General features: G+C 63.4%; 21 protein-coding genes. All 21 read left to right on the forward strand.

Annotation, left to right across the window (positions count from 1 at the left end; all coding sequences use genetic code 11):
- The first annotated feature begins 4 nt into the window (after positions 1-4).
- Positions 5-1,495, forward strand: a complete 1,491-nt coding sequence (locus ONR75_RS11165; RefSeq protein WP_265082637.1) for a phage portal protein — start codon at positions 5-7, stop codon at positions 1,493-1,495.
- A 13-nt stretch (positions 1,496-1,508) separates the two neighbouring features.
- On the forward strand, positions 1,509-2,153 hold the full coding sequence (locus ONR75_RS11170; protein WP_265082638.1) for an HK97 family phage prohead protease: 645 nt from the start codon (positions 1,509-1,511) through the stop codon (positions 2,151-2,153).
- Between the two features lie 83 nt (positions 2,154-2,236).
- On the forward strand, positions 2,237-3,889 hold the full coding sequence (locus ONR75_RS11175) for a Mu-like prophage major head subunit gpT family protein (protein WP_265082639.1): 1,653 nt from the start codon (positions 2,237-2,239) through the stop codon (positions 3,887-3,889).
- Between the two features lie 84 nt (positions 3,890-3,973).
- Complete coding sequence (locus tag ONR75_RS11180; RefSeq protein ID WP_265082640.1) at positions 3,974-4,309, forward strand: DUF2190 family protein; 336 nt, start codon at positions 3,974-3,976, stop codon at positions 4,307-4,309.
- Positions 4,310-4,325: 16 nt separating this feature from the next.
- Complete coding sequence (locus ONR75_RS11185) at positions 4,326-4,658, forward strand: hypothetical protein (RefSeq protein WP_265082641.1); 333 nt, start codon at positions 4,326-4,328, stop codon at positions 4,656-4,658.
- 63 nt (positions 4,659-4,721) lie between these two features.
- Entirely contained in the window at positions 4,722-5,519 is a 798-nt protein-coding gene (locus ONR75_RS11190; RefSeq protein ID WP_265082642.1) for a hypothetical protein, read from the forward strand.
- A gap of 8 nt (positions 5,520-5,527) precedes the next feature.
- Positions 5,528-6,160 carry a phage baseplate assembly protein V gene (locus ONR75_RS11195; protein ID WP_265082643.1) on the forward strand — a complete coding sequence of 211 codons (633 nt, stop codon included), beginning with the start codon at positions 5,528-5,530 and terminating at the stop codon, positions 6,158-6,160.
- A gap of 10 nt (positions 6,161-6,170) precedes the next feature.
- Positions 6,171-6,353, forward strand: a complete 183-nt coding sequence (locus ONR75_RS11200; protein ID WP_265082644.1) for a hypothetical protein — start codon at positions 6,171-6,173, stop codon at positions 6,351-6,353.
- Positions 6,353-6,763 carry a GPW/gp25 family protein gene (locus tag ONR75_RS11205; protein ID WP_265082645.1) on the forward strand — a complete coding sequence of 137 codons (411 nt, stop codon included), beginning with the start codon at positions 6,353-6,355 and terminating at the stop codon, positions 6,761-6,763. Before ONR75_RS11200 ends, ONR75_RS11205 begins: the two co-directional genes overlap by 1 nt.
- Positions 6,760-7,629, forward strand: coding sequence for a baseplate J/gp47 family protein (locus ONR75_RS11210; protein WP_265082646.1), 870 nt, complete (start codon positions 6,760-6,762; stop codon positions 7,627-7,629). Before ONR75_RS11205 ends, ONR75_RS11210 begins: the two co-directional genes overlap by 4 nt.
- Before the next feature lie 12 nt (positions 7,630-7,641).
- A complete protein-coding gene (locus ONR75_RS11215) occupies positions 7,642-8,844 on the forward strand; it encodes a phage tail protein I (RefSeq protein WP_265082647.1) in 1,203 nt (400 codons plus the stop codon).
- Positions 8,845-8,857: 13 nt separating this feature from the next.
- On the forward strand, positions 8,858-11,122 hold the full coding sequence (locus ONR75_RS11220; RefSeq protein ID WP_265082648.1) for a hypothetical protein: 2,265 nt from the start codon (positions 8,858-8,860) through the stop codon (positions 11,120-11,122).
- 80 nt (positions 11,123-11,202) lie between these two features.
- Positions 11,203-11,388: a hypothetical protein gene (locus ONR75_RS11225; protein WP_265082649.1), complete on the forward strand. Its 186-nt coding sequence runs from the start codon at positions 11,203-11,205 to the stop codon at positions 11,386-11,388.
- Between the two features lie 3 nt (positions 11,389-11,391).
- Positions 11,392-12,783, forward strand: a complete 1,392-nt coding sequence (locus ONR75_RS11230; protein ID WP_265082650.1) for a hypothetical protein — start codon at positions 11,392-11,394, stop codon at positions 12,781-12,783.
- Positions 12,784-12,891: 108 nt separating this feature from the next.
- The gene (locus tag ONR75_RS11235; protein ID WP_265082651.1) at positions 12,892-13,413 is read left to right on the forward strand and encodes a DUF4376 domain-containing protein; all 522 of its coding nucleotides are present in this window, start codon (positions 12,892-12,894) and stop codon (positions 13,411-13,413) included.
- 74 nt (positions 13,414-13,487) lie between these two features.
- A complete protein-coding gene (locus ONR75_RS11240) occupies positions 13,488-14,741 on the forward strand; it encodes a phage tail sheath family protein (RefSeq protein WP_265082652.1) in 1,254 nt (417 codons plus the stop codon).
- Between the two features lie 167 nt (positions 14,742-14,908).
- Positions 14,909-15,352 carry a phage major tail tube protein gene (locus ONR75_RS11245; RefSeq protein WP_265082653.1) on the forward strand — a complete coding sequence of 148 codons (444 nt, stop codon included), beginning with the start codon at positions 14,909-14,911 and terminating at the stop codon, positions 15,350-15,352.
- 66 nt (positions 15,353-15,418) lie between these two features.
- On the forward strand, positions 15,419-15,826 hold the full coding sequence (locus ONR75_RS11250) for a hypothetical protein (RefSeq protein WP_265082654.1): 408 nt from the start codon (positions 15,419-15,421) through the stop codon (positions 15,824-15,826).
- Positions 15,827-15,864: 38 nt separating this feature from the next.
- The gene (locus tag ONR75_RS11255) at positions 15,865-18,195 is read left to right on the forward strand and encodes a hypothetical protein (protein WP_265082655.1); all 2,331 of its coding nucleotides are present in this window, start codon (positions 15,865-15,867) and stop codon (positions 18,193-18,195) included.
- A complete protein-coding gene (locus ONR75_RS11260; RefSeq protein ID WP_265082656.1) occupies positions 18,195-18,617 on the forward strand; it encodes a phage tail protein in 423 nt (140 codons plus the stop codon). Before ONR75_RS11255 ends, ONR75_RS11260 begins: the two co-directional genes overlap by 1 nt.
- 4 nt (positions 18,618-18,621) lie before the next feature.
- Positions 18,622-18,849 (forward strand): tail protein X, encoded by a 228-nt coding sequence (locus tag ONR75_RS11265; protein WP_265082657.1) that lies wholly within the window; start codon positions 18,622-18,624, stop codon positions 18,847-18,849.

The raw sequence follows: 18,849 nt of genomic DNA on the forward strand, positions 1-18,849 counted from the left end.
TACCATGTCACGATTTTTGACGGCCCTTGCCTATATCGCGCCGCAAGCCGCGATGCGGCGTTCGCATGCGCTTGCCGCCCTCGGCGCGCAGCGATCCTATGACGGCGCCAAGGTCGGCCGGCGCGGCGCGAGCTTCAATGCGACGCGCGCCTCGGCCAACGGCGCACTCGGCCCGGCCTTGTCCGAATTGCGCGAGCGGTCAAGCGACCTCGTGCGCAATACGTGGATCGGCGCCCGCACGCTCGACGTGCTGTCGGCGCACGGCATCGGCACCGGCATCAACGTCGCGTGGCAGGATAGCCGCGTGCAAGACCTTTGGGATGAATGGGTGTTGAGCGCCGACATCGAAGGCGAGCGCGATTTCGCCGGCGTGCAGTTGGTCGCGTTCCGATCGATGCTTGAACGCGGCGACGCCGGCGTGCGCATGATCCCGCGCAAGATTGATGCCGGCCGCGCCGTTCCGCTGGCACTGCAATGCGTCGAGGGCGACCTGATCGCAACCGAGCGCGATGGCGTTTTCGACAATCGCAAGTCGCGCCTCGGCGTGGTGCTCGGCGATTGGAATGAGCGCGAGGGTTATTGGCTGCACGCCGAACATCCCGGCGAGAATTGGTTGCGGGCGCCGTCGCTCGTGCCGAATTTCGTTCCGCGCGCCGATTTCTGCCACCTCTATCGCCCGTTGCGCGCCGGCCAGGTGCGCGGCGTTCCGGTCCTGGCGCCGACGTTGCTGTCGATCCGCGATTATGCCGATACGATGGATGCGATGGTCGTAAAGACGCGCATGGAAGCCTGCTACGGCCTTATTGTTTCGTCGACGGAAGGCGCGCGCAATCTCGGCGACGGTCAAGGCCGCGTTGACGATTCCGGGCGCCAAATCGAGGGCATGTCGCCGGGCATGATTTTCCGCGCCAAGCTTGGCGAGTCTGTCACGGCGTTTTCGCCGTCGGGGTCGGGGCAATTCGAGCCGGTCGCGCTGTCGGCGCTGATGGGCATCGCGTCGGGCGGCATGATTACTTACGATCAGCTAACCGGCGACCTTCGCCGCGCGAACTATTCGTCGCTGCGCGCTGGCAAGATCGAGTTTCGCCGCCTGATCGAGCAATTGCAGTGGTTGACGTTGGTGCCGCAGCTAATGCACCGCGTCACGACGCGATTTATCGAAACGGCCATTCTCGCCGGCAAGCTTCGCCCGCGGGTGAAGCCTTATCGGCGATCCTATGTGATGCCGGCGATCGAGCCGATCGACCCGCTCAAGGACTTGAAGGCGGATATTCTGGCCGTTCGCGCCGGGCGCATGTCGCCGCAAGAATTCATCGGCGCGTGGGGCCGCGATTGGCGAAAAGTATCCGAGGAAACGCGCGAGTTTTGGAAGCAGGCCGACAAGGATGGCTTGATCCTCGACATCGACCCGCGCCGCCTCGATCAAAGCGGCACGGCGCAACCTGTGCCGGCCGATGACGTGCCGCCGACGGACGAGCCTGTTCCGGCGCCTTAAAGGACAACCTGACATGAAAACACGACTGATGCGCAGCGCCGCGAGCGTCGCGCCGGGCGGCTTCAAGCCTGGCGAGACGGTTGCGCGCCGCGCGACTGATGACCTGGCGGCGCGGTTCGCGCCGTCGAGCTACAACGCCGAAACGCATACGGTCGAGGCCGTTTTTTCGGCCGGATCGCGCGTCGCCCGATGGGGTGTGCAAGAAGAATTGGCGATCACGCCGGAAGCGATCGACCTTTTGCGCGTGGCGCTTGGTCAAGTCCGGCTGCTCGATACGCATAATCAGAACTCGCTCAACGCCGTGCTCGGCGTGGTCGAGGATGCGCGGATTGAGGGCGGCAAGCTTGTCGGCCGCATCCGCTTCGCTGATACGGAAGCCGGCCGCAACGCCGAGGGCATGGTCGCCCGTGGCGAGTTGACTGGCATTTCCGTCGGTTATCGCGTGACGATGTGGACTCTCACGTCGCGCGCCAACGAGGAAGAAATCTGGCGCGCCGATCGATGGGAATTGCTTGAGGTTTCCCTCGTCGCTGTGCCGGCCGATCCGCAAGCCTCGATCCGATCGGCGGCGCCGGATGCCTCGACGCCTAAGCCGGTTGCGATCGCCGGCCCGTCGGCCGCGCTGGCACGCATGCGAATGCGTCAACGCTCGCTCTGAATTCAGCCTTTGCCGCCTGCGCTTCCTACCGGGGCCGCAGGGTTTAGGCAATTTGCCCCGGTTTCATCCAAAGGGATTCCCCTATGTCCACCAAGCGTAGTTACCTGATGGCGGCATTTTCGATCGCGGTTGCGATGGTCGCCGTTCTCGCCATGTCGCCCGATGCTTTCGCCGCCGCTGCCGTGCACGCCGCGCCGGCCGGTCATTTCGACCTGCAGTCGCTGCTGTTTCAGGCAACGCCGGCCCTGATCGCCTTGCGTTCCGAGCATGCCGGCCTGATGACCCGCGCAGCCGCACTGATCGGAACCGTCGCCGACACGACGCCGGCCGCCGATGTCGCCCGGATCGAGCGCGAACACGCCGACCTCGTGCGCCAGGCCGAAACCTTGTCGCGCCGCATCGACGATGAAGCCGCCCGCGCCGTGCCGCTCGGCCCGACGCCGGCGCCGGAAGCCGGCATCACCGCCGAGCGCGCGCGTTCCGCCGAGATCATGTCGATCGGCACCCGCGCTGCGATGTCCGGCGATGACATCACCGCCGCGATCAACGCCGGCACCACGGTTGAGGTATTCCGCGCCCGTGCATTCGACGCGATGGCCGCCGCTGCCGACCGTACCCGGTCGGGCAATGTCACCATCACCCGCGACGAAACGCAGACGCGCATGTCGCACCTTTCGGACGCGCTGGCGTTCCGCATCGGCGGCGCCGCCGTGCTGCTCGACGACAACGGCCAGCGCCGTGCCATCAGCGCCGAGGCGCGCGCCTTCACCGACCATTCGCTCGCCGAAATGGCCGGCGTTGTTCTCAACGAGCGCCGCATGCCCGGCACCGCCGCCGGCCGCGAGGATGTCTTGCGCCGTGCGATGCACACGACTTCCGATTTCCCGGTGATTTTCGAATCGACCATCAATCGGGTGCTCGCGGCTCGCTATCAGGTGCAGGCGCCGACCTTCCGCGAGATCAGCGCGCGGCGCAATTTCCGCGACTTCCGCCCGCACGATCAGATCCGTGTCGGCGACTTCCCGACCTTGCAGAAGGTCAACGAGGCCGGCGAAATTAAGTTCGGCACGTTCGGCGACAGCAAGGAAACGGTCGCCGTCGCACCGTACGCCATTCAGTTCGCGATCTCGCGTCGCATGCTGATCGACGACAATATCGGCGCCATCGATCAGGTGCTCGGCTCGTACGGCGACATGGTGTCCCGTTTCGAGGAAGCGACGTTCTACGCGATGAAGGCGCTCAACGCCGGCAAGGGTCCGAAACTCAACGAGGGCGCCGTGTCGGTGTTCCACGCTGATCACGGCAACCTCGCCGCCGCCGGCGCCGGCATCACCACGGACGCACTCAGCCTCGGCCGCGCGGCCATGCGCAAGCAGAAAAACCAGTCGGGCGCGCTGCTCAATGTGCAGCCGGCCATTCTGCTCGTCGGTGCCGATCAGGAAACCGCCGCCGATCGCGCGCTCGCGGTGATCACGCCGACCGATGCCGGCGATGTCAACCCGTTCTCGAAAAAGCTGCGGCCGATCGTCGGGCCGATCGAGGGCAACGCCTGGGAGTTGTACGCAGACCCGTCGGTTATGCCGGTGTTCGTGTGGGGCATGCTCGACGGCTACGGCGCGCCGCGCATGCGCATCGAAAACCCGTTCGGTGTGCAGGGTGTCGGCGTCTCGCTGGAACATGATTTCGGCTGCGGCGCGATCGACTTCCGTGGCGGCTACCGCAACGCCGGCGCCTAATCGGCGCTGATCGGTTCGCTTGAATAATGCGGGCGGCCTGGCGCCGCCCGCGTGTTCGCTTTCATTTTCAACGAGGACTCAACCATGAGCAAGACTTACGTGCAGCACGGCAAGACGCTGCCCCTGACCGCGCCGGCCGGCGGTGTTATTTCCGGTTCCCCCTACCTGATCGGCGCCATTTTCGGCGTCGCGCAGTTCACCGCCGCCGCCGGCGACTCCTTCGAACTCGAAACGTCCGGCGTGCACCGCCTGCCGAAAACCACGGGCCAGGTTTGGGGCGAGGGCGAGGTGCTGTATTTCGATCCCGCAACCGGCAAGCTGACCGACACCGCCGGCGCACTGAAAAAGGTCGGCGTGGCCGTAGCCGATGCCGCGACCGGCGATGTCGTCGGCCTGGTCAAGTTGATCCCGACCATCTAACCGCCGAGGTCTGCAAATGTCGTCGCTGTTCGCATCGCTCACGCAACTATCGTCCAACATCAACGATTCGGTGATGGGGGAGCGGTTGCGGGTGACGCCGCGAACAGCGGCGCGCTACGCCGCAGCCGCGACCGATGACAGCCGGGCTGTCGTCGAGGTGGTCGGCATTTACCGCGAGGTCGTTTCGCGGCTCAAGGCAAACGACAACAGCGCCGGCCGGGATTTCGACCGGGCGTTTATGGCGCCGAAAATCGTCATCAGTATTCAGCGGGTTTTGCTTGGCGCGAGATCAATACGCCGCCGGCGACCTGATCACCCGCCTCGACCTTCCTGGCGAGCCGGTTTTTGAAATTAGCGCGGCCGATCCGATCGACGATGGCCGGATCGCCTTTACCGTGACCGTGGTGACGACATGAGCCTCGCCGTAGCCGCCGCTCGCATCCTGACGGTTAAAGCGCTGGACGGGGCCACAACCGCCGGGAAACGTGTATTCGACAGCGAGGTCGACCCGCGAGACTTGCTCGGCCCAAACGCCGAGCCGACGATCGTGGTGATGGCCGAGCGCGGCAAGCGCAACGGCGCCGGCCGCGAGTTGTTCGGTTCCGACCAAAGCGTCGAGTTGGCGATCGAGCTATTCGTCGCCAAGGCGACAAAGGTGTCGGGCAAGACGCCGGACGATGAAGTTTTCGAGGTCGAGTATCCGGCGACCGATGCCGCGCACGAAAACCGGCTGCGGCGCCTCGCCTATGAGATCGACACCACGCTCGCGGGGTCGCTGTCGCCCTGGGGCGACCTGTGGCGGCTATTCGTGGTCTGCGGCACCTCTGGCGAGGAATCGCATTGGGATCGCGGCGCCGACGCGCATCAGGGCCGCCGGTTCAATTTTATGCGGCTGGTCTACCGCGTCGACATTCTCAGCGATCCCGCGCGCGGCGCGCCGCTGGAACCGGCTTGGGAGCGGCTGATTTCGCTGATGGAGGCCGACGCCGAGCTTGCCATGATTGGCAAGGATTGGCGGTCGCTGATCACCACGCCGGATTTGCCGACCTGGCGACTGCAGATGCAGGCGCTTGGCCTGACTTACGCGGAATTGTCGGCGATTGGCCTGGCGCCGTTCCTCGATCATCAGCCGACCAACGAGGCCGAGGCCGCCGGCCTGGTCGAGGCGGTGCTCGATCCCGACGCCATCGTGATCGACGCCGTACCATAGAGGGCCGCATGACCGCTTTTCACGAGCAATTCATCGCCGCCCTGCGCGACCTGGCCGACATCAAGCGCCGACTCGACAACACGGTGCGGCACGGGCCGGTCGCCGAGGTCGACGCCAAAAAGCAGCGCGTGCGGCTGAAAATCGGCGGTACCGATCAAGAGCCGCAACTGTCGCCGTGGATTCCGTACGGCCAGGTCGCCGGCGCGGTGAAGCTGCACACGCCGCCGAGCAAGGGCCAGCAAATGACCATGTTTGCGCCGACCGGCGACCCGCGCCAGGGCATGGCGATGCCGTTCACATGGTCGGATGACAATAAGTCGCCGGGTGAAAAGCCCGACGAGCACGTGCTGACGTTCGAAAACGTCTCGATCACCATGAAAAAGGACAGCCTGAAATTCGCGGTCGGCGATGCGTCTTTAGAGATCACGAAAGACACCATCGCCTCGATCGCGAAAGAGGCGATCCGGGGCACGGTCGGCGACAGTGAGGTCGAGCAGAAATCGGCGGCGGTCAATATCAGGGCCGCCAAGGTTCACACGGTCGGCAAAACATATCTCGGCGTCGACAGTAAAGACGAGTCACCGGCCATCAAGGTCGAGACGGAAGCCGGCCCGGCGAAACAAGCGTTCTCCAAACCCTAAGGGGGCTACCATGCTGCACAAGAAACTTTATCGCCTGACTGATCAGGCGAACGTCGAATTGCGCCGACGCGCCGTCGACGGCCAGGTCGCCTTGACCGATCGCGGTGCCGAATATGAGTTGTTGCGCGGCACGATCGAGGCCGAGGCCAAGGTCGCCGTTCCCGCGCGCGCCGCGTCGAAGCCGGCCGACTGATGGCCGGCATCAACCGCGACACCGGAAAGCTTTTGACGGGATGGGCGCACGTCGCGCAGTCGCTGCAAGTGCTGTTCTCGACGCATTACGGCGCGCGGGTGATGCGACGATATTTCGGCAGTGAGGTGCCGCCGCTGCTCGGCGAAAACCTCACGCCGCGCACCATCCTGCGCTTTACGTACGCGATTATCGTGGCGTGCGAGCTATGGGAACCGCGCTTTCGTATCAAGCGCGTCGACATCGACCCGGCCGACAATTCTGTCGACCGGCTGCGCGGCGGTCGGCTGTCGATGACCATTCACGGCGAGTACCGCCCGCGCGGCCACCTCGGCGACCCGACGCCGGCGCGCGGCGATTATGTCATTGCGATCGGCGCGGGGCCGGCCGGGGTTGAGGTATTGCCAACATGAGTCGTTTTTCCGCGATCGACCTCTCGCAACTGGCGCCGCCGCAACTGATCGAGACGATCAGTTACGAGTCGATCCTTGAGGCACAAAAAGCCTGGGTTGTGGCGCAATGGGATGCCCTGCGCGTGTCGCGGCCCGATCTCCCGGCGCTCGATACGCTCGGCCTTGAAACCGAGCCGATCACGATCATTCTGGAAGTCATGGCGTACCGCGAGACGCTGTTGCGCTCGCTCGTCAATGACAAGGCGCGCGCGGTGCTGCTCGCTTATGCCGTCGGCACCGACCTTGTGCACCTCGGCGCGCTGTACGGCGTCGGCAAGATGGCCGGCGAAAGTGACGATCGTTACCGCCGCCGCATCCAACTCGCACCGGAAGCGTTTTCGGTCGCCGGGCCGGCCGGCGCGTATGAGTTTCACGCGCTTTCGGTGTCGCTCGACATCGCCGACGCGCACGCCTATTCGCCTGGTGACGGGCGCGTGGCGATCGTGCTCGCCGGCGTCGATGGCGTCGACGTGTCCGACGCCGTGCTCAACGCTGTATTCGATCGGCTCGATCGCGACGACGTGGTGCCGTTGACCGATCAGCGTTCCGTCGTTCGCGCGACGAAAGTGTTTTACGATGTCGCGCTCGATCTCGTTATTCAGCGCGGGCCGGACCCGGCGACGATCAAGACGGTCGCCGAGGCATCGGTGCGGGCCTATGCAGCGTCGCGCTATCGGATTGGCGCCGAGGTTTACGGCGTCGGCATCACCGCCGCCGCCAAGGTCGGCGGCGTCGATAATATCATCGCGTCGTTTCCCGACGTGGTTTGCGGCGACCGCGAAATTCCGGTGCTGCGCAATCTCGCCATCACAAGCACGATCATCTAAGCGGGTGCCGACATGAGTTTGACGCCGGACGATCACCTATTGCCGGCGAACGCCGCGCCGCTAGAGCAAGTCATCGCGGCATCGGGCCGCCGCATTCAAGCGATCCCGGTGCCGATCGATACGGTGTCGCAACCCTACGAGGTAAAGGCGTCGTTTCTGCCGTTCGTTGGCTGGGGCCTGTCGGTCGATGTCTGGTTTAACGAGTGGCCGGAAACGACAAAGCGCAACATCGCGGCCCGCTCGTTGCTGCTGCATCAGAAAAAGGGCACGCTGTACGCGATTAGCGAATACGCGCGTTACGCTGGCGGTGCCGTGCTGTCGGTCGAGCGACCGCCGACCCGCATTTTTTCCGGGCCGTCGCTAACCCGCGAGCAGCGCGAGGCGTGGTTGTCGCGCTTGCCGCAAGTGCGGGTGTTCCTCATTCAAGAGGAAGGGCAATTCGGTTCGGCCAAGGCGTTCGGCGGCGGCAAGCAACGCGGCCGGTTCTTCGAACGATCGTTCGCGGTGCCCTCGACGGCGCTGTCGCGGCTTCATCGGCGCGCCCGGTGGGTTGTCAACGGCGTCGAGCAAACCATTCGCGTCGGCGAATTCGGCAGTTACTTCCGGCTGCATTTTCCGTCGACGGAAGGCCGATCGGTGTTCTGCGATCGGGTGCGTGCGCGGCGTTTCTTCATCCCCTCGACCGCCTGGCGCCGGCTCGCAACAGTGGCGCCGGCGCCTCGCCTGGCCTGGCGCTCGCCGGTGTCGCCGACGTTGCAGGCCGTCACTTCCGAACCGGAGCGCACCAAAATTCCCGGCACGCGCGGGCCGCGGCGTTTCAGTAACACGCCGATGCACGGCTTTTTCGTGCCGTCGTCGGCCAAGTACCGGATTTTCGATCGCTACGCCATCAATGACGGCTCGCGACCTTTGAAGCGACCGGCGTTCCAATTTACCGGCATCGGTCGCTATGGATTTCCGGCGCACACCGCGTTCCTGCGCATGTCGATCCCTGGCAAGCGCAGCAAGCGCGCCGCCGGCGAGGGCATCATGATCCCGCGCTCGCGCTACTGGATTCCACACGACGGCACCCGCGTCGACAACGTGAAGCGCGCCATTCAAAGCGCGAAACGCCTGTCGGATCGCGTTCTCCTTAACCTTGGGCCGAAACCGCGCTTCATCGCCGGCCGCCCGTTCTTTGCCGGTGTCGATAAACTCGTCATCGGTCGACCTTAACCACGAGGGCCACATGCGACAGCAAGTAATTTTTCGCGACTATCAGGAAGAACAGGCCGCAGATCACAACGATTTGCAGGCGTATGCGCGCCGGTCGATGGATGACATCGTGCGCGATGCCGTCACGGCGACCCGTCGTTTCGCCGCATTCGATATCGTCAAGTCGGCACAGGTCGAGGTGACGGTCGCGCCTGGTCGCTTCTACGATCAGGGCGGCGCGGTGTACGCGCGCGAAACGGCGCTCGTGCAGTCGCTGGTCACGAGCCTCGCGGCGGCGTCCAAGCGCATTATCACGCTGTCGGTGTACGGCCAGGAGAACGAAACCGACACCGCCGAGCGCGATTTCTTGACCAACGTGGAAACCGGCGCGACCGAACCGGACTCGGTGCCGATGACGCGTTCGCGCGACGCGGTGCTCGCTTTCACCGCAGGATCGGAAAGCGCCGATCCGCAGCCGCCGACCATCCCGGCCACGCACGTCGCGATCGCGCAGATCGTCGTTGATACGCTTCAGGTCGTTTCCGTCACGATGGTTGAAACCAACCGCGTCGCCTCGACCGATGACCTCGATCAGCGCGCCGACGTGCTGGAAGAATTCAAGCGCAAGATCGAGCCGCGCATCACCTCGCTCGCATCCGATCTCGCGGCGCTCGCCGCGCGCGGTGCGTCTGGTCTGCAAAAATCGGCCTTTGCGTCAATGTTCCTCGACCTGGCGCGCGTCAAGGAAAAGCTTCGCTTTCCCGACACCGCGTCGGATTATGGCGCCGACTTCTTTCTCGACCTGTCGCATTCCGACACGCTCAACGCGGCGGCGCTCGGCTATGACGCCAAGGTCGAGGAAGGCATTCGCTTTTCCGACGCCAATGCCAACCTGTTCGAAATCGGGCTGTTCTCGGCGCTCGATCCGAACGCGACGCTCGCCAACGGCCTCTTGCTGCCGCGCTATTCTGACGAGTTGAAAATCACGACGGGCGCATTCGCCAGCGACCTCGGCATGGCGCAATATGGTTTCCAGACGACGACGATGCAGCAAGGGTTCATGTCGCGATCGCGGCTGCGCTACGGCGGGTCGCTCGACGTGTGTTCCAATGGATCGAACTACAACACGCCGGGGCAGGCAACCGACCTGACCGGCCTCTATGATCTCACGAGCACGGCATTCACTGCGGTCGCGTCGATCAGCTACGATCCGAACTATTGGGCGCATGAGTCCTATCGCTCCAATACCTATTGGCTCGATACGTGGAAGGAACCGTTTCTGTATGCGGTGACGACTGAGCATGTCATCAACGGTGCTCAGGTCGCGCAGTCGTTCCTGATCTCCAATGATACGTGGGCGTCAAAGATTGGCTTTTTCATCACTTCGAAGGGCGGTAACGAGGATATCCACCTTGCGCTCTGCGAAGTGACCAACGGTGTGCCGAACCTCGATCGCGTTGTGATGAAAACCGTTCTGCCGAGCGCGAGCATTCTGATCGGCTGGAATCGGGTGAGCATCCCGGCCACCTTCCTCGCCAAGGGCAAGCGCTTTGCCGTTGTCGTGGTGTCGAACGCGAATCACAAGATCGGCATGGCCGAGGGGCAGGGCTACCTCGACGGCACGTTCTTCTATTCGACCGATGGTGTCTATTATCAGGGCGACCTGACGAAAGACATGATGTTGGAAATCTACGGCGCAAAATTCGATGCGTCGCAGGTTGCCATCGAATTTGCGCCGATCAACCTCGACGGCGGCCTGCGCACGATCGATATTCTCGCTGAAATGTGGGTGCCGGACAGTGCGCAACTCGTATGGGAAATGCGCCCGAACGGTAGCGGCGAATGGCAGTCGCTGACGCCGGATAACGCCGGCGTGCTCGGCGCGGCGCCGGCGCTGGTACAGTTCCGCGCCCGTTTCGTGGGAACGCGCGACATGCACGCCGGCATCAAGTTGACCGGCTCGCGTGTCAAGGTGTCGCGGCCGAAACTGGCGTTCAAGCATGTCTCGTCGCTCGTTACGCTCGCGAATCCGTCGAATGAAATTCACATCGTCGAATTGCTCGAAAATTTCAACGACACGCCGCACGATCTCGACGTGACATTGCGGGTCGGCGCGGTGACGGAAACGGCCGACACGGTGACGACGAAACTGATCAATGCCGCAGATAAGCGGTATGAGCGGGAATTTACGTTCAATCTGCCGGCGCCGGTGTCGTCGTTCCGTATCATCAACACCGGCGCGACCAACTCGCCGCAAGACACGTACCACGTCGCCGAGCGCACGCATTACTCGATCTAATCGAGGCGCGACTGCAGGCACCGGCCCGGCCGCGCGCGAGCGTGTGCCGGGCTTTTCTTTGGCAAAACAATGAGGCCACCATGTCGAAAAAGCCCAAAACTGCACCGACCTATGACGCGGCAACCGTCTACCGTGTTGAGGTTAGCCGCGCCGTCCGCATCAGCGAGCATGTCTTGCTGTCGCCGAGGCATCATGAGATCAAGGTGAAGGGGTCCGTTCTAGAAACCTTGCCCGCCGACGCGATCATTTCAGCCGAGGCGATCTAAGCAATGGCGCGCCGGTTTGAAGCCTACGCGGTCAAGCGAAACGACAACCTCGGCGATCCTGATTTCTGGAACAAGCGTTTCGAGGATATCGACCTCCGCATCGCCGCCCGCGAGCTTGACGGCGACAAAATCGCCGGCGCGGTTGATGAGCTAACATCGGTCGCGCTCGCGCGGCTGAACGACACGTTCACGCCTGTTGTAAGCGAGGCTATTGAGCGGCTGAATTCGGTCGGCGCGTTGTTCTCGTCGACATCGGATAGCACCGTGACGATCGGCGCGGGCTTCAAGACGTTTCTGCTTGACGAAAGCACCCGCGCCGGTTTCGTGGTTCCCGAATTCGTCGGCGTTCGCCCGGCCGGTCTGTCCGATCGGGGTTTGATCGCGCAAGTCACGGCATACGATCGAGTGACCGGCTTGCTTGATGTCGAGGTGGTGCTGTTCTCAGGCGCCGGCACTTATGACGATTGGGTGATCCGCATCACCGGCGCGCCCGATGTCGATCATTCGACGCGCATCGACAACCCGCATGAAACCACGGCGGCACAGGTCGGGGCCTATACGGTCGCGCAGGCCAATACCGCAATCGGCAATGCGGTCGCCGGTGCCGTAGCCGCCGAGGCCACGGCGCGCGACAGTGCGATCGGTGCGGCGATATCTGCATTGAAGGGCGGCGTTTCGACAGCCTATGACACACTGATCGAGATCGCGACCAAAATAACCGACAACGATTCCGTGGTCGGAGGCATTATCACGAGCCTCGGCAATCGGCTGCGGTTTGACGCCGCGCAGGCGCTGACGTTCGGACAGCAAAAGCAGGCTCTCGCCAATCTTGGTTCGTGGGAAGCCGGCGACGCGAAGTTGACGTTTCGAAGTGTCGCATCGCCGGGGTGGTTCATTTGTGACGATGGCACGATCGGCGACGCGAGTTCGGGCGCGACGACGCGCGCCAATGCTGACACGGCCGATGCTTATGCCGTATTTTGGGGGATCGCTGCCTGTACGTTGCAGGATAGCGCGGGCGTGGCGATTGGCAGTAAGGGCGCGAGTGCGGCGGCAGATTATGCGTTGCATCGCCGCCTCGTGATTCCGAAAACGCTTGGCCGCGCTATCGCAATCGCAGGCGCCGGTTCCGGCCTCACGTCGCGAGTGCTCGGAGCGACGGCGGGATCGGAAACGGAAACGCCGACGATCAGTAAGACTGCTGCGCACACGCATTCTATCTTTCTCGCGGCAATGAATTCAGCGCCTCCGGATTTGGCGTCGGTAAACACGCCATCCGGCGCGTCGTCTGGCGCGGGTGTTGCGGGCGGAACCACAACGGGTTCGCAAGGTGGCGGTGCTGCCCTCAATATCATCCCGCCTGAATTTTTCGTGAAGATTGCTATCAAACTTTGAGGTCGTTCGATGCCCGAATTTCATCACCACCCGGACGGATATATTTGCGTCCGGGGCGTCGCGTTGTCCTACACGGATACGCCGGCGAATTTTTCGGCCGACTTTGGCGTGGCCGTGCCGCCGCTGTTAGCTGGCGCCAATGAGCAGATTTACAGCCAGGGGCGTCGACATTGTTACATGGCCGAGGGCGATATCGTCGCCGGCGGCGATATGCCGTGGCCGGATGGCGACAGCATTATCGCGGCGATCGACCTTGGCCTCGCCGCGCAGGCGTTGCGAATGGTGCCCGTGCCGGTCGCTGTCGACTTGCTGGCGTACGCCAAGGATGCCAGTTGGCGCAAGGAAATCGGCGGCGTCGTGATCGCCGGCATTCCGGTCGCAACCGACGATCGGTCGCAACTGAAAATCCTCGGCTCGCGCGTGGCCGCCGATGCCGACCCGAATTGGTCGACGGAATGGGATGCGGCGAACGATCAGACGTATCCGATCGATGCCGCGACCATGATCATGATCAGCGACGCAGTTGCCGCGCACGTCAACCGTTGTTTTTCGATCCGTGCCAGCGTCAAGGCGGCGATCGCCGCCGGCACCATCACCACGACGGCCGAGATCGACGCCGCTTTCGCGTAAGCCTCGCCGCTTCATCCCTTCACCTTGAGGCCGTCCATTTGGGCGGCCTTTTCTTTGAGCAAAGAGAGAAAAGCATGACCGAACCGACTTTCGGAATTACCATCACCCGCGACGACAACGAGGCGCGGCCCGTTGTCGTTAGCGATATGTCTGTCGTCGGCCTGGTCGGCACGGCGCCGGCCGCTGATGCCGCCGCGTTCCCGCTCGATACGCCGGTGCTGGTGTATTCGTCCGATATCACCATGCTGACCAAGCTTGGCGCAACCGGCACGCTGCGCGATCAGATCGCCTTGATCAACGCGCAGTTGGCCGATTTTCAGGTCGCGGCGAAAGTCGTGGTTGTGCGCGTGGCGCCAGGCGTCGACGCGCCGGCCACGATCGCCAACATCCTCGGCGTCGAAGCCGACGGCAGTGGCCTTTTCGCGCTGTTGCAGGCCGGCCCGATCCTCGGCGTGATCCCGCGCTTGATCGGCGTGCCCGGTTACACGCATCAGGTTTCCGGCGATGACCTAGCCAATCCGGTTTGCGCCGCGCTGCCTGGCATTCTGTCCAAGCTGATCGCGCATGCCGTGGTCGAGGGACCGGGTACCAACGCGACCGCTATCAAGAATTGGCGCGAAACGCTGGCGTCCGGCCGGTTGATCCCGGTCGACGCGTGGACGAAAGTGCAGCACGGCGTCGACGTGGTGTCGGCGCCTGGCGTTGGCGCGATCCTCGGCGTCGCCGTTCGTCGCGACTATGAAAAGCGCGGCGTGCCTGGTCATTCCTGGGCAAATCAGCCGATCAACGGCATTCTCGGCCCGAACCGTTACGTCAATTTCTCGCTGACGGATGGCGCGACCGAAGGCCAGGACTTGCTTTCGAACAACATCGGCGTGCTGTTGCGCGGCGAGCTTGGCGTCGAAACTGCGATCTCGGCGTCGGGTTTCGTGTTCGTCGGCACCGACAACGCCGACACCGATCCGCTGTGGCAGTTCTACAATGTGACGCGCATGCGCGATTACATTCACCTCGGCTTGCTGCGGACGCTGCGCTTCTATCTCGGCAAGTTCAACATCACGCGCCAGACGATTCAGGCGGTGCTCAACACAATGCACGGTTTCCTCCGCGACCTCAAAGCCGACGATCACATTCTCGGCTTCAAGGTCGGTTTCGAACCGGACAAGAATTCGCCGGAAAATCTGCGGCTCGGCCGCTTCCGCTGCTACTTCGAAGCCGAGGAACCGCCGGTGCTCCGCCGCATCGACATCGACAGCCGGCGTTATGCGCACGCGCTTGAGGTGCTGGTCGATGACCTGGCGTCGCAGACTTCCGACCTCGTTGGCTAACGGCTGACATTGCGGCCCGTCGTTCGCGACGGGCCGATCGACCTTCCTGAAATCTGAATAGGAGTCCGCCCGATGGCCGGAACGATTTATGTGATGACTGCCGCCAACCTTTTTGCGGCGACCATGACCCGACGAAATCCAAGCACCTCACGCTCGACGAAATGCGCTTGCCGTCGCTGGAAGCCAACTACGGCGACCACGCCGCCGGCGGCGCTCTGTTCGGCGTCGAATTCGAACTCGGCATGAAAAAGCTGGAAGCCGGTTTCAAGCTGAAAGGCTTCGATCCCGACTTGCTCGTGCAGTTCGGCCTTGGCTCGCGGGTGCGCAATGTTTTCACGTCTTACGGCGTGATCATGGACAAGCGCACCGGCCGCTCGATCGAAAGCAAGGCCATTATCGAGGCGCGGCTCGGCAAGGTGTCGCCGGACGCCTTCAAGCGCGGCGACCTGATGGGATACGACTACGCCATGAATGAGATCATGTCGTATCAGTTGCATTTCGACGGCAAGGAAAAAATCTATTGGGATTTTTTCACCAACGCATGGCGCGTCGATGGCGTCGATCAGAACGGCGACGAAAACCGCATTCTGCGCGTCACCGGCGCGGCGTAAGCCGCGCTGCAACTCGATCGAGCAACTAAGGGTAAAACGATGACTGATATCAAGGATGCGCCGGCGGTGATCGCCGGCGCCGTGGCTGCGCCGCGTTTCGCCGGCGACCGGGTGCGCAGCGCGATCGTGCCGCTCGAATGGCCGATCGAATTCGACGGTCGCGTGATCGATAAGATCACGGTGCGCCGGATGACGGCGAAAGAGGTGTCGGATTTCGTCGAGACGACACGCGCCGAGGGCAAGGCCGAGTTGCCGATGTTTGATTGCCCGATGGCGGTGATCGACGCGCTCGACGCCGACGATAGCGATGCGGTCAATCGGGCGGTGCTGGATTTTTGCCCCGGTCGCTGCGGACGGCCGACGCGTAGCGCCGGCGGCGTGGCGATTTTACGTCGGCTTCATCGCTGGCGCTCTGAATACGCCGATCCCCGTTCTGATGGCGATGGATTGGCTCGACCTGATCGCATGGTTTGATACCGCGATCGACGTGCGCAAAATGGGACGGTGACGACATGGGCAACGCAACGGCGCAACTGATCGTCTCGCTAGTCGACAAGGTGAGCGGTCCCGCCAAGGGCGCGGCGACGGCCTTGAAGGATGTCGACAAGGCGGCCTCGCATGTCGGCGCCGGCGCCAAGGGCGCGGAAAAGCTTTCCGACGCACTAACTGTCGTCGGCAAAGCGGCCGAGGGCTTGAAGGCGTCGGCAAAGGGCGCCGACACGCTCGCGGCCTCGATCAAGGGCGTTACCACGGCGGCCAAAGGCGCAACGCAAGTCAATTGGTCAAAGGGTTTCACCGACGAGATCGCGAGACTCGGCGTCGCCGGCAAAAAGCTTGATGAGGTCAAGCGCGCCTGGGATGGCTTGACCAAATCGATCACGTCCAAAAACCTCATGTCGTCGATGCCGAAACTCGACCAATGGGAGCGCGACACGATCGCGAGCCTGAGAAAGGTCGAGCGTGTCGCCAAGGAAAGCAACAAGGCGCGCCGTGGTGGCGGTGACGGCGCCGGCGCCGGCGGCCTGGCCGCTGGTGTGCTCGGCTCGTATGGCGTTCGGCGCGTGGCCGGCGCTGCGGTGAAGGCTGGCGCGACCAACATGCGCGAGGATGCGCGCGACTATCTCGGCGGCCTAACGGCGTCGGAAACCGCGACGATCGTGGCCGCTGCAAAATCGATGTCGGCGACTTACAAGTCGATGGATTATGCGACGGCGCACGAGCGCTTGCGCGATACCGGCATGTCACTCGGCGATGTCGGTAAGGCCGTGCAGATGCAAGACACGCTCGGCGCTGGCCATACCGTGCTGCAATCCCTCAAGGGACCGGCGGCGGCGATCGAGGAAAGCCGCAAGTTTTTCAAGGCGCTTGATACGCTCGGCAAGGTCGAGCCGACCGAAATTCGGACGCTCTATGACGGGTATATCAAGGCGCTCGGCGTCGAGGGCGCGGATATGAACATGGGCGACCTGTTCAAGGTCGCCAAAATGGCGAAGTCCGGCGGCTCGTCGCTGTCGCCGGAATTCCTGATGTCGATCGCGCCGGCGCTGATGCAAGACATGGGGCCGGATCGGCTCGGCACAGCGCTCGGATCGATGGTGTCTCAGGTGATCGGCGGCCGGGCGACCGCGAAGTCGAAAGGCGTGCAACAGGAATACGGCCTGCGCGACAAAAAGGGCAAGTTCCTCGACGAAAAGTCGATCATGCAAAACCCGTTCAACTACGCGATCGAGAAATTGATTCCGGCGTTGCAGAAAAAGGGCGTCGACATCAACGATAATTCCGCCGTTACCGGCGCAATGTCGAAGCTGTTTTCGAATCAGATGGTCGCCGATCTCTTTACCAAAATCGTCACTCAGTTGCCGCAGTACCAACGCAAGGCCGAGCAATATGGCAAGGCGCCCGGCATCGACGCGGCAAAGGGGTTGCCGAATAAAGACCCGTATGTCGCGCTCGACGGCCTGGTGGCGCAATTGCGCAATTGGGGCGCGTCGCTAACCGAGCGCATGATGCCGGCGGCATCAACCGGCCTCGACAAGCTTGCGACGCTGATCAACGGCCTGGCGGAATCAGCGAAGTCGGGCGGCTCGGCAGTCGGCCAGATAACCGGCGCGATCGGCGCCCTGGTCGCCGGTTCGGCGCTGGCCTCGACGGCGTTGCGTTCGATTTTTCCGGGCGTGTTCGGTGCGGCATCCGGCGTCGTTGCCGGCCCGGCTGCGGTGATCGGCGGCGTGCTCGCCGGCGGTGCGACTGCAGCCGTGGTCGCGGCCGAGATCATCAAGAACAACCCGGAAGGGTTCAAGGATGTCCGCGAAAACGGCATGCTCGGCGCAATGTCCGGCGACGCCGGGCTTGCCTCGGCGATCTCGACCGGCTCGCCGGAAATCGTCGAAATGCTCGCCAAGCGCGAGGCCGAGGCGAAAGCCGCAGTCGCCGCGCGCCTCGACGCCAAGAAATCGAATTTCGGCGACATGAAGCACGCGCCGGCGACCTCGGCGCCTGGCACCGACGACTCGCTCGACGATATCGGCGATCAAGTGCAGGGCATGCTCAACAAGCTAAACGGCGCCGGCCCGGCGGCTGATGCCGGCCAGAAAACCGGCGCGGCGTTCACGGAAAATCTGCAAGGGCAGTTGAGCGAGGCCGAGGCGGCGGTCGCCGCGTCGGTCGGGCGGATGCAAGGCATGTTGAATTTCTCGGCCTCGCCGACGATCTCGCCAAAGGTCAACGCGCCATCAGGCGGCGCCGCGCCTGGCAAGCAATCCGCGCGCGACACGTCAACGAAACTCGGCTCGCTGATCGACGATCGGTCGCGGGGTAGCTTTGTGGACTCGGAGTATTCCTAATGCTGTACGCTCTCGGCCCTCTCGATTTCGAGGTCGCGCCCTTCAACACTCACGAGGTCGACCGCACGCATGCGGCCGACTTCGCCTCTAAGGATTTGCTCGGCCGGCGCAAGGGGCACGAATTCGTCGGTGCCGGCGACGAGCGGATTTCATTTCGCGGTAGGCTGTTCCCGCACAAACTCGGCGGCCTCGGCGAACTTGCTATTCTGAATGCGCTACGCGACGACGGCGCGCCGCAATTGCTGTTGCGTGGTGATGGCACGCCGCTCGGCTGGTTTCTGATCGAGCGGGTGCGCGAGTCGTCAAGTCATCTCGACGGGCGCGGCATCGGTCGCATGATCGAATTCGAAATCGAGTTGATCCGCGACGATCCGCCGAGCGCGGCAAGCTACATCGCCAACCTGTTTAGCCTGTTCGGGTGATCCAATGCCGTCGAAAGAAACGCTACTCGTCGCGCACGAGGCGACGACGCTTGACCTGTTGCTATGGCGACGGTTTCGCGCGGCGACGCCTGGCATGGTCGAGCGCACGCTTGACATCAATCCGGGGTTGGCCGCCCTCGGCCCGATCCTACCCGTCGGTACGCTGGTCGAGATCGAGGTGCCGACGCCTGGCGCCGTCAACGCCTTGCCCGTCATCACGTTGTGGGATTAG

Source organism: Rhodopseudomonas sp. P2A-2r, assembly GCF_026015985.1.
Taxonomy (GTDB): domain Bacteria; phylum Pseudomonadota; class Alphaproteobacteria; order Rhizobiales; family Xanthobacteraceae; genus Tardiphaga.

What these genes read in the sequence shown, in the direction of transcription:
- ONR75_RS11165 (WP_265082637.1), top strand. Translation starts at nt 5, where the DNA reads ATGTCACGATTTTTGACGGCCCTTGCCTATATCGCGCCGCAAGCCGCG.
- ONR75_RS11170 (WP_265082638.1), top strand. Translation starts at nt 1,509, where the DNA reads ATGAAAACACGACTGATGCGCAGCGCCGCGAGCGTCGCGCCGGGCGGC.
- ONR75_RS11175 (WP_265082639.1), top strand. Translation starts at nt 2,237, where the DNA reads ATGTCCACCAAGCGTAGTTACCTGATGGCGGCATTTTCGATCGCGGTT.
- ONR75_RS11180 (WP_265082640.1), top strand. Translation starts at nt 3,974, where the DNA reads ATGAGCAAGACTTACGTGCAGCACGGCAAGACGCTGCCCCTGACCGCG.
- ONR75_RS11185 (WP_265082641.1), top strand. Translation starts at nt 4,326, where the DNA reads ATGTCGTCGCTGTTCGCATCGCTCACGCAACTATCGTCCAACATCAAC.
- ONR75_RS11190 (WP_265082642.1), top strand. Translation starts at nt 4,722, where the DNA reads ATGAGCCTCGCCGTAGCCGCCGCTCGCATCCTGACGGTTAAAGCGCTG.
- ONR75_RS11195 (WP_265082643.1), top strand. Translation starts at nt 5,528, where the DNA reads ATGACCGCTTTTCACGAGCAATTCATCGCCGCCCTGCGCGACCTGGCC.
- ONR75_RS11200 (WP_265082644.1), top strand. Translation starts at nt 6,171, where the DNA reads ATGCTGCACAAGAAACTTTATCGCCTGACTGATCAGGCGAACGTCGAA.
- ONR75_RS11205 (WP_265082645.1), top strand. Translation starts at nt 6,353, where the DNA reads ATGGCCGGCATCAACCGCGACACCGGAAAGCTTTTGACGGGATGGGCG.
- ONR75_RS11210 (WP_265082646.1), top strand. Translation starts at nt 6,760, where the DNA reads ATGAGTCGTTTTTCCGCGATCGACCTCTCGCAACTGGCGCCGCCGCAA.
- ONR75_RS11215 (WP_265082647.1), top strand. Translation starts at nt 7,642, where the DNA reads ATGAGTTTGACGCCGGACGATCACCTATTGCCGGCGAACGCCGCGCCG.
- ONR75_RS11220 (WP_265082648.1), top strand. Translation starts at nt 8,858, where the DNA reads ATGCGACAGCAAGTAATTTTTCGCGACTATCAGGAAGAACAGGCCGCA.
- ONR75_RS11225 (WP_265082649.1), top strand. Translation starts at nt 11,203, where the DNA reads ATGTCGAAAAAGCCCAAAACTGCACCGACCTATGACGCGGCAACCGTC.
- ONR75_RS11230 (WP_265082650.1), top strand. Translation starts at nt 11,392, where the DNA reads ATGGCGCGCCGGTTTGAAGCCTACGCGGTCAAGCGAAACGACAACCTC.
- ONR75_RS11240 (WP_265082652.1), top strand. Translation starts at nt 13,488, where the DNA reads ATGACCGAACCGACTTTCGGAATTACCATCACCCGCGACGACAACGAG.
- ONR75_RS11255 (WP_265082655.1), top strand. Translation starts at nt 15,865, where the DNA reads ATGGGCAACGCAACGGCGCAACTGATCGTCTCGCTAGTCGACAAGGTG.
- ONR75_RS11260 (WP_265082656.1), top strand. Translation starts at nt 18,195, where the DNA reads ATGCTGTACGCTCTCGGCCCTCTCGATTTCGAGGTCGCGCCCTTCAAC.
- ONR75_RS11265 (WP_265082657.1), top strand. Translation starts at nt 18,622, where the DNA reads ATGCCGTCGAAAGAAACGCTACTCGTCGCGCACGAGGCGACGACGCTT.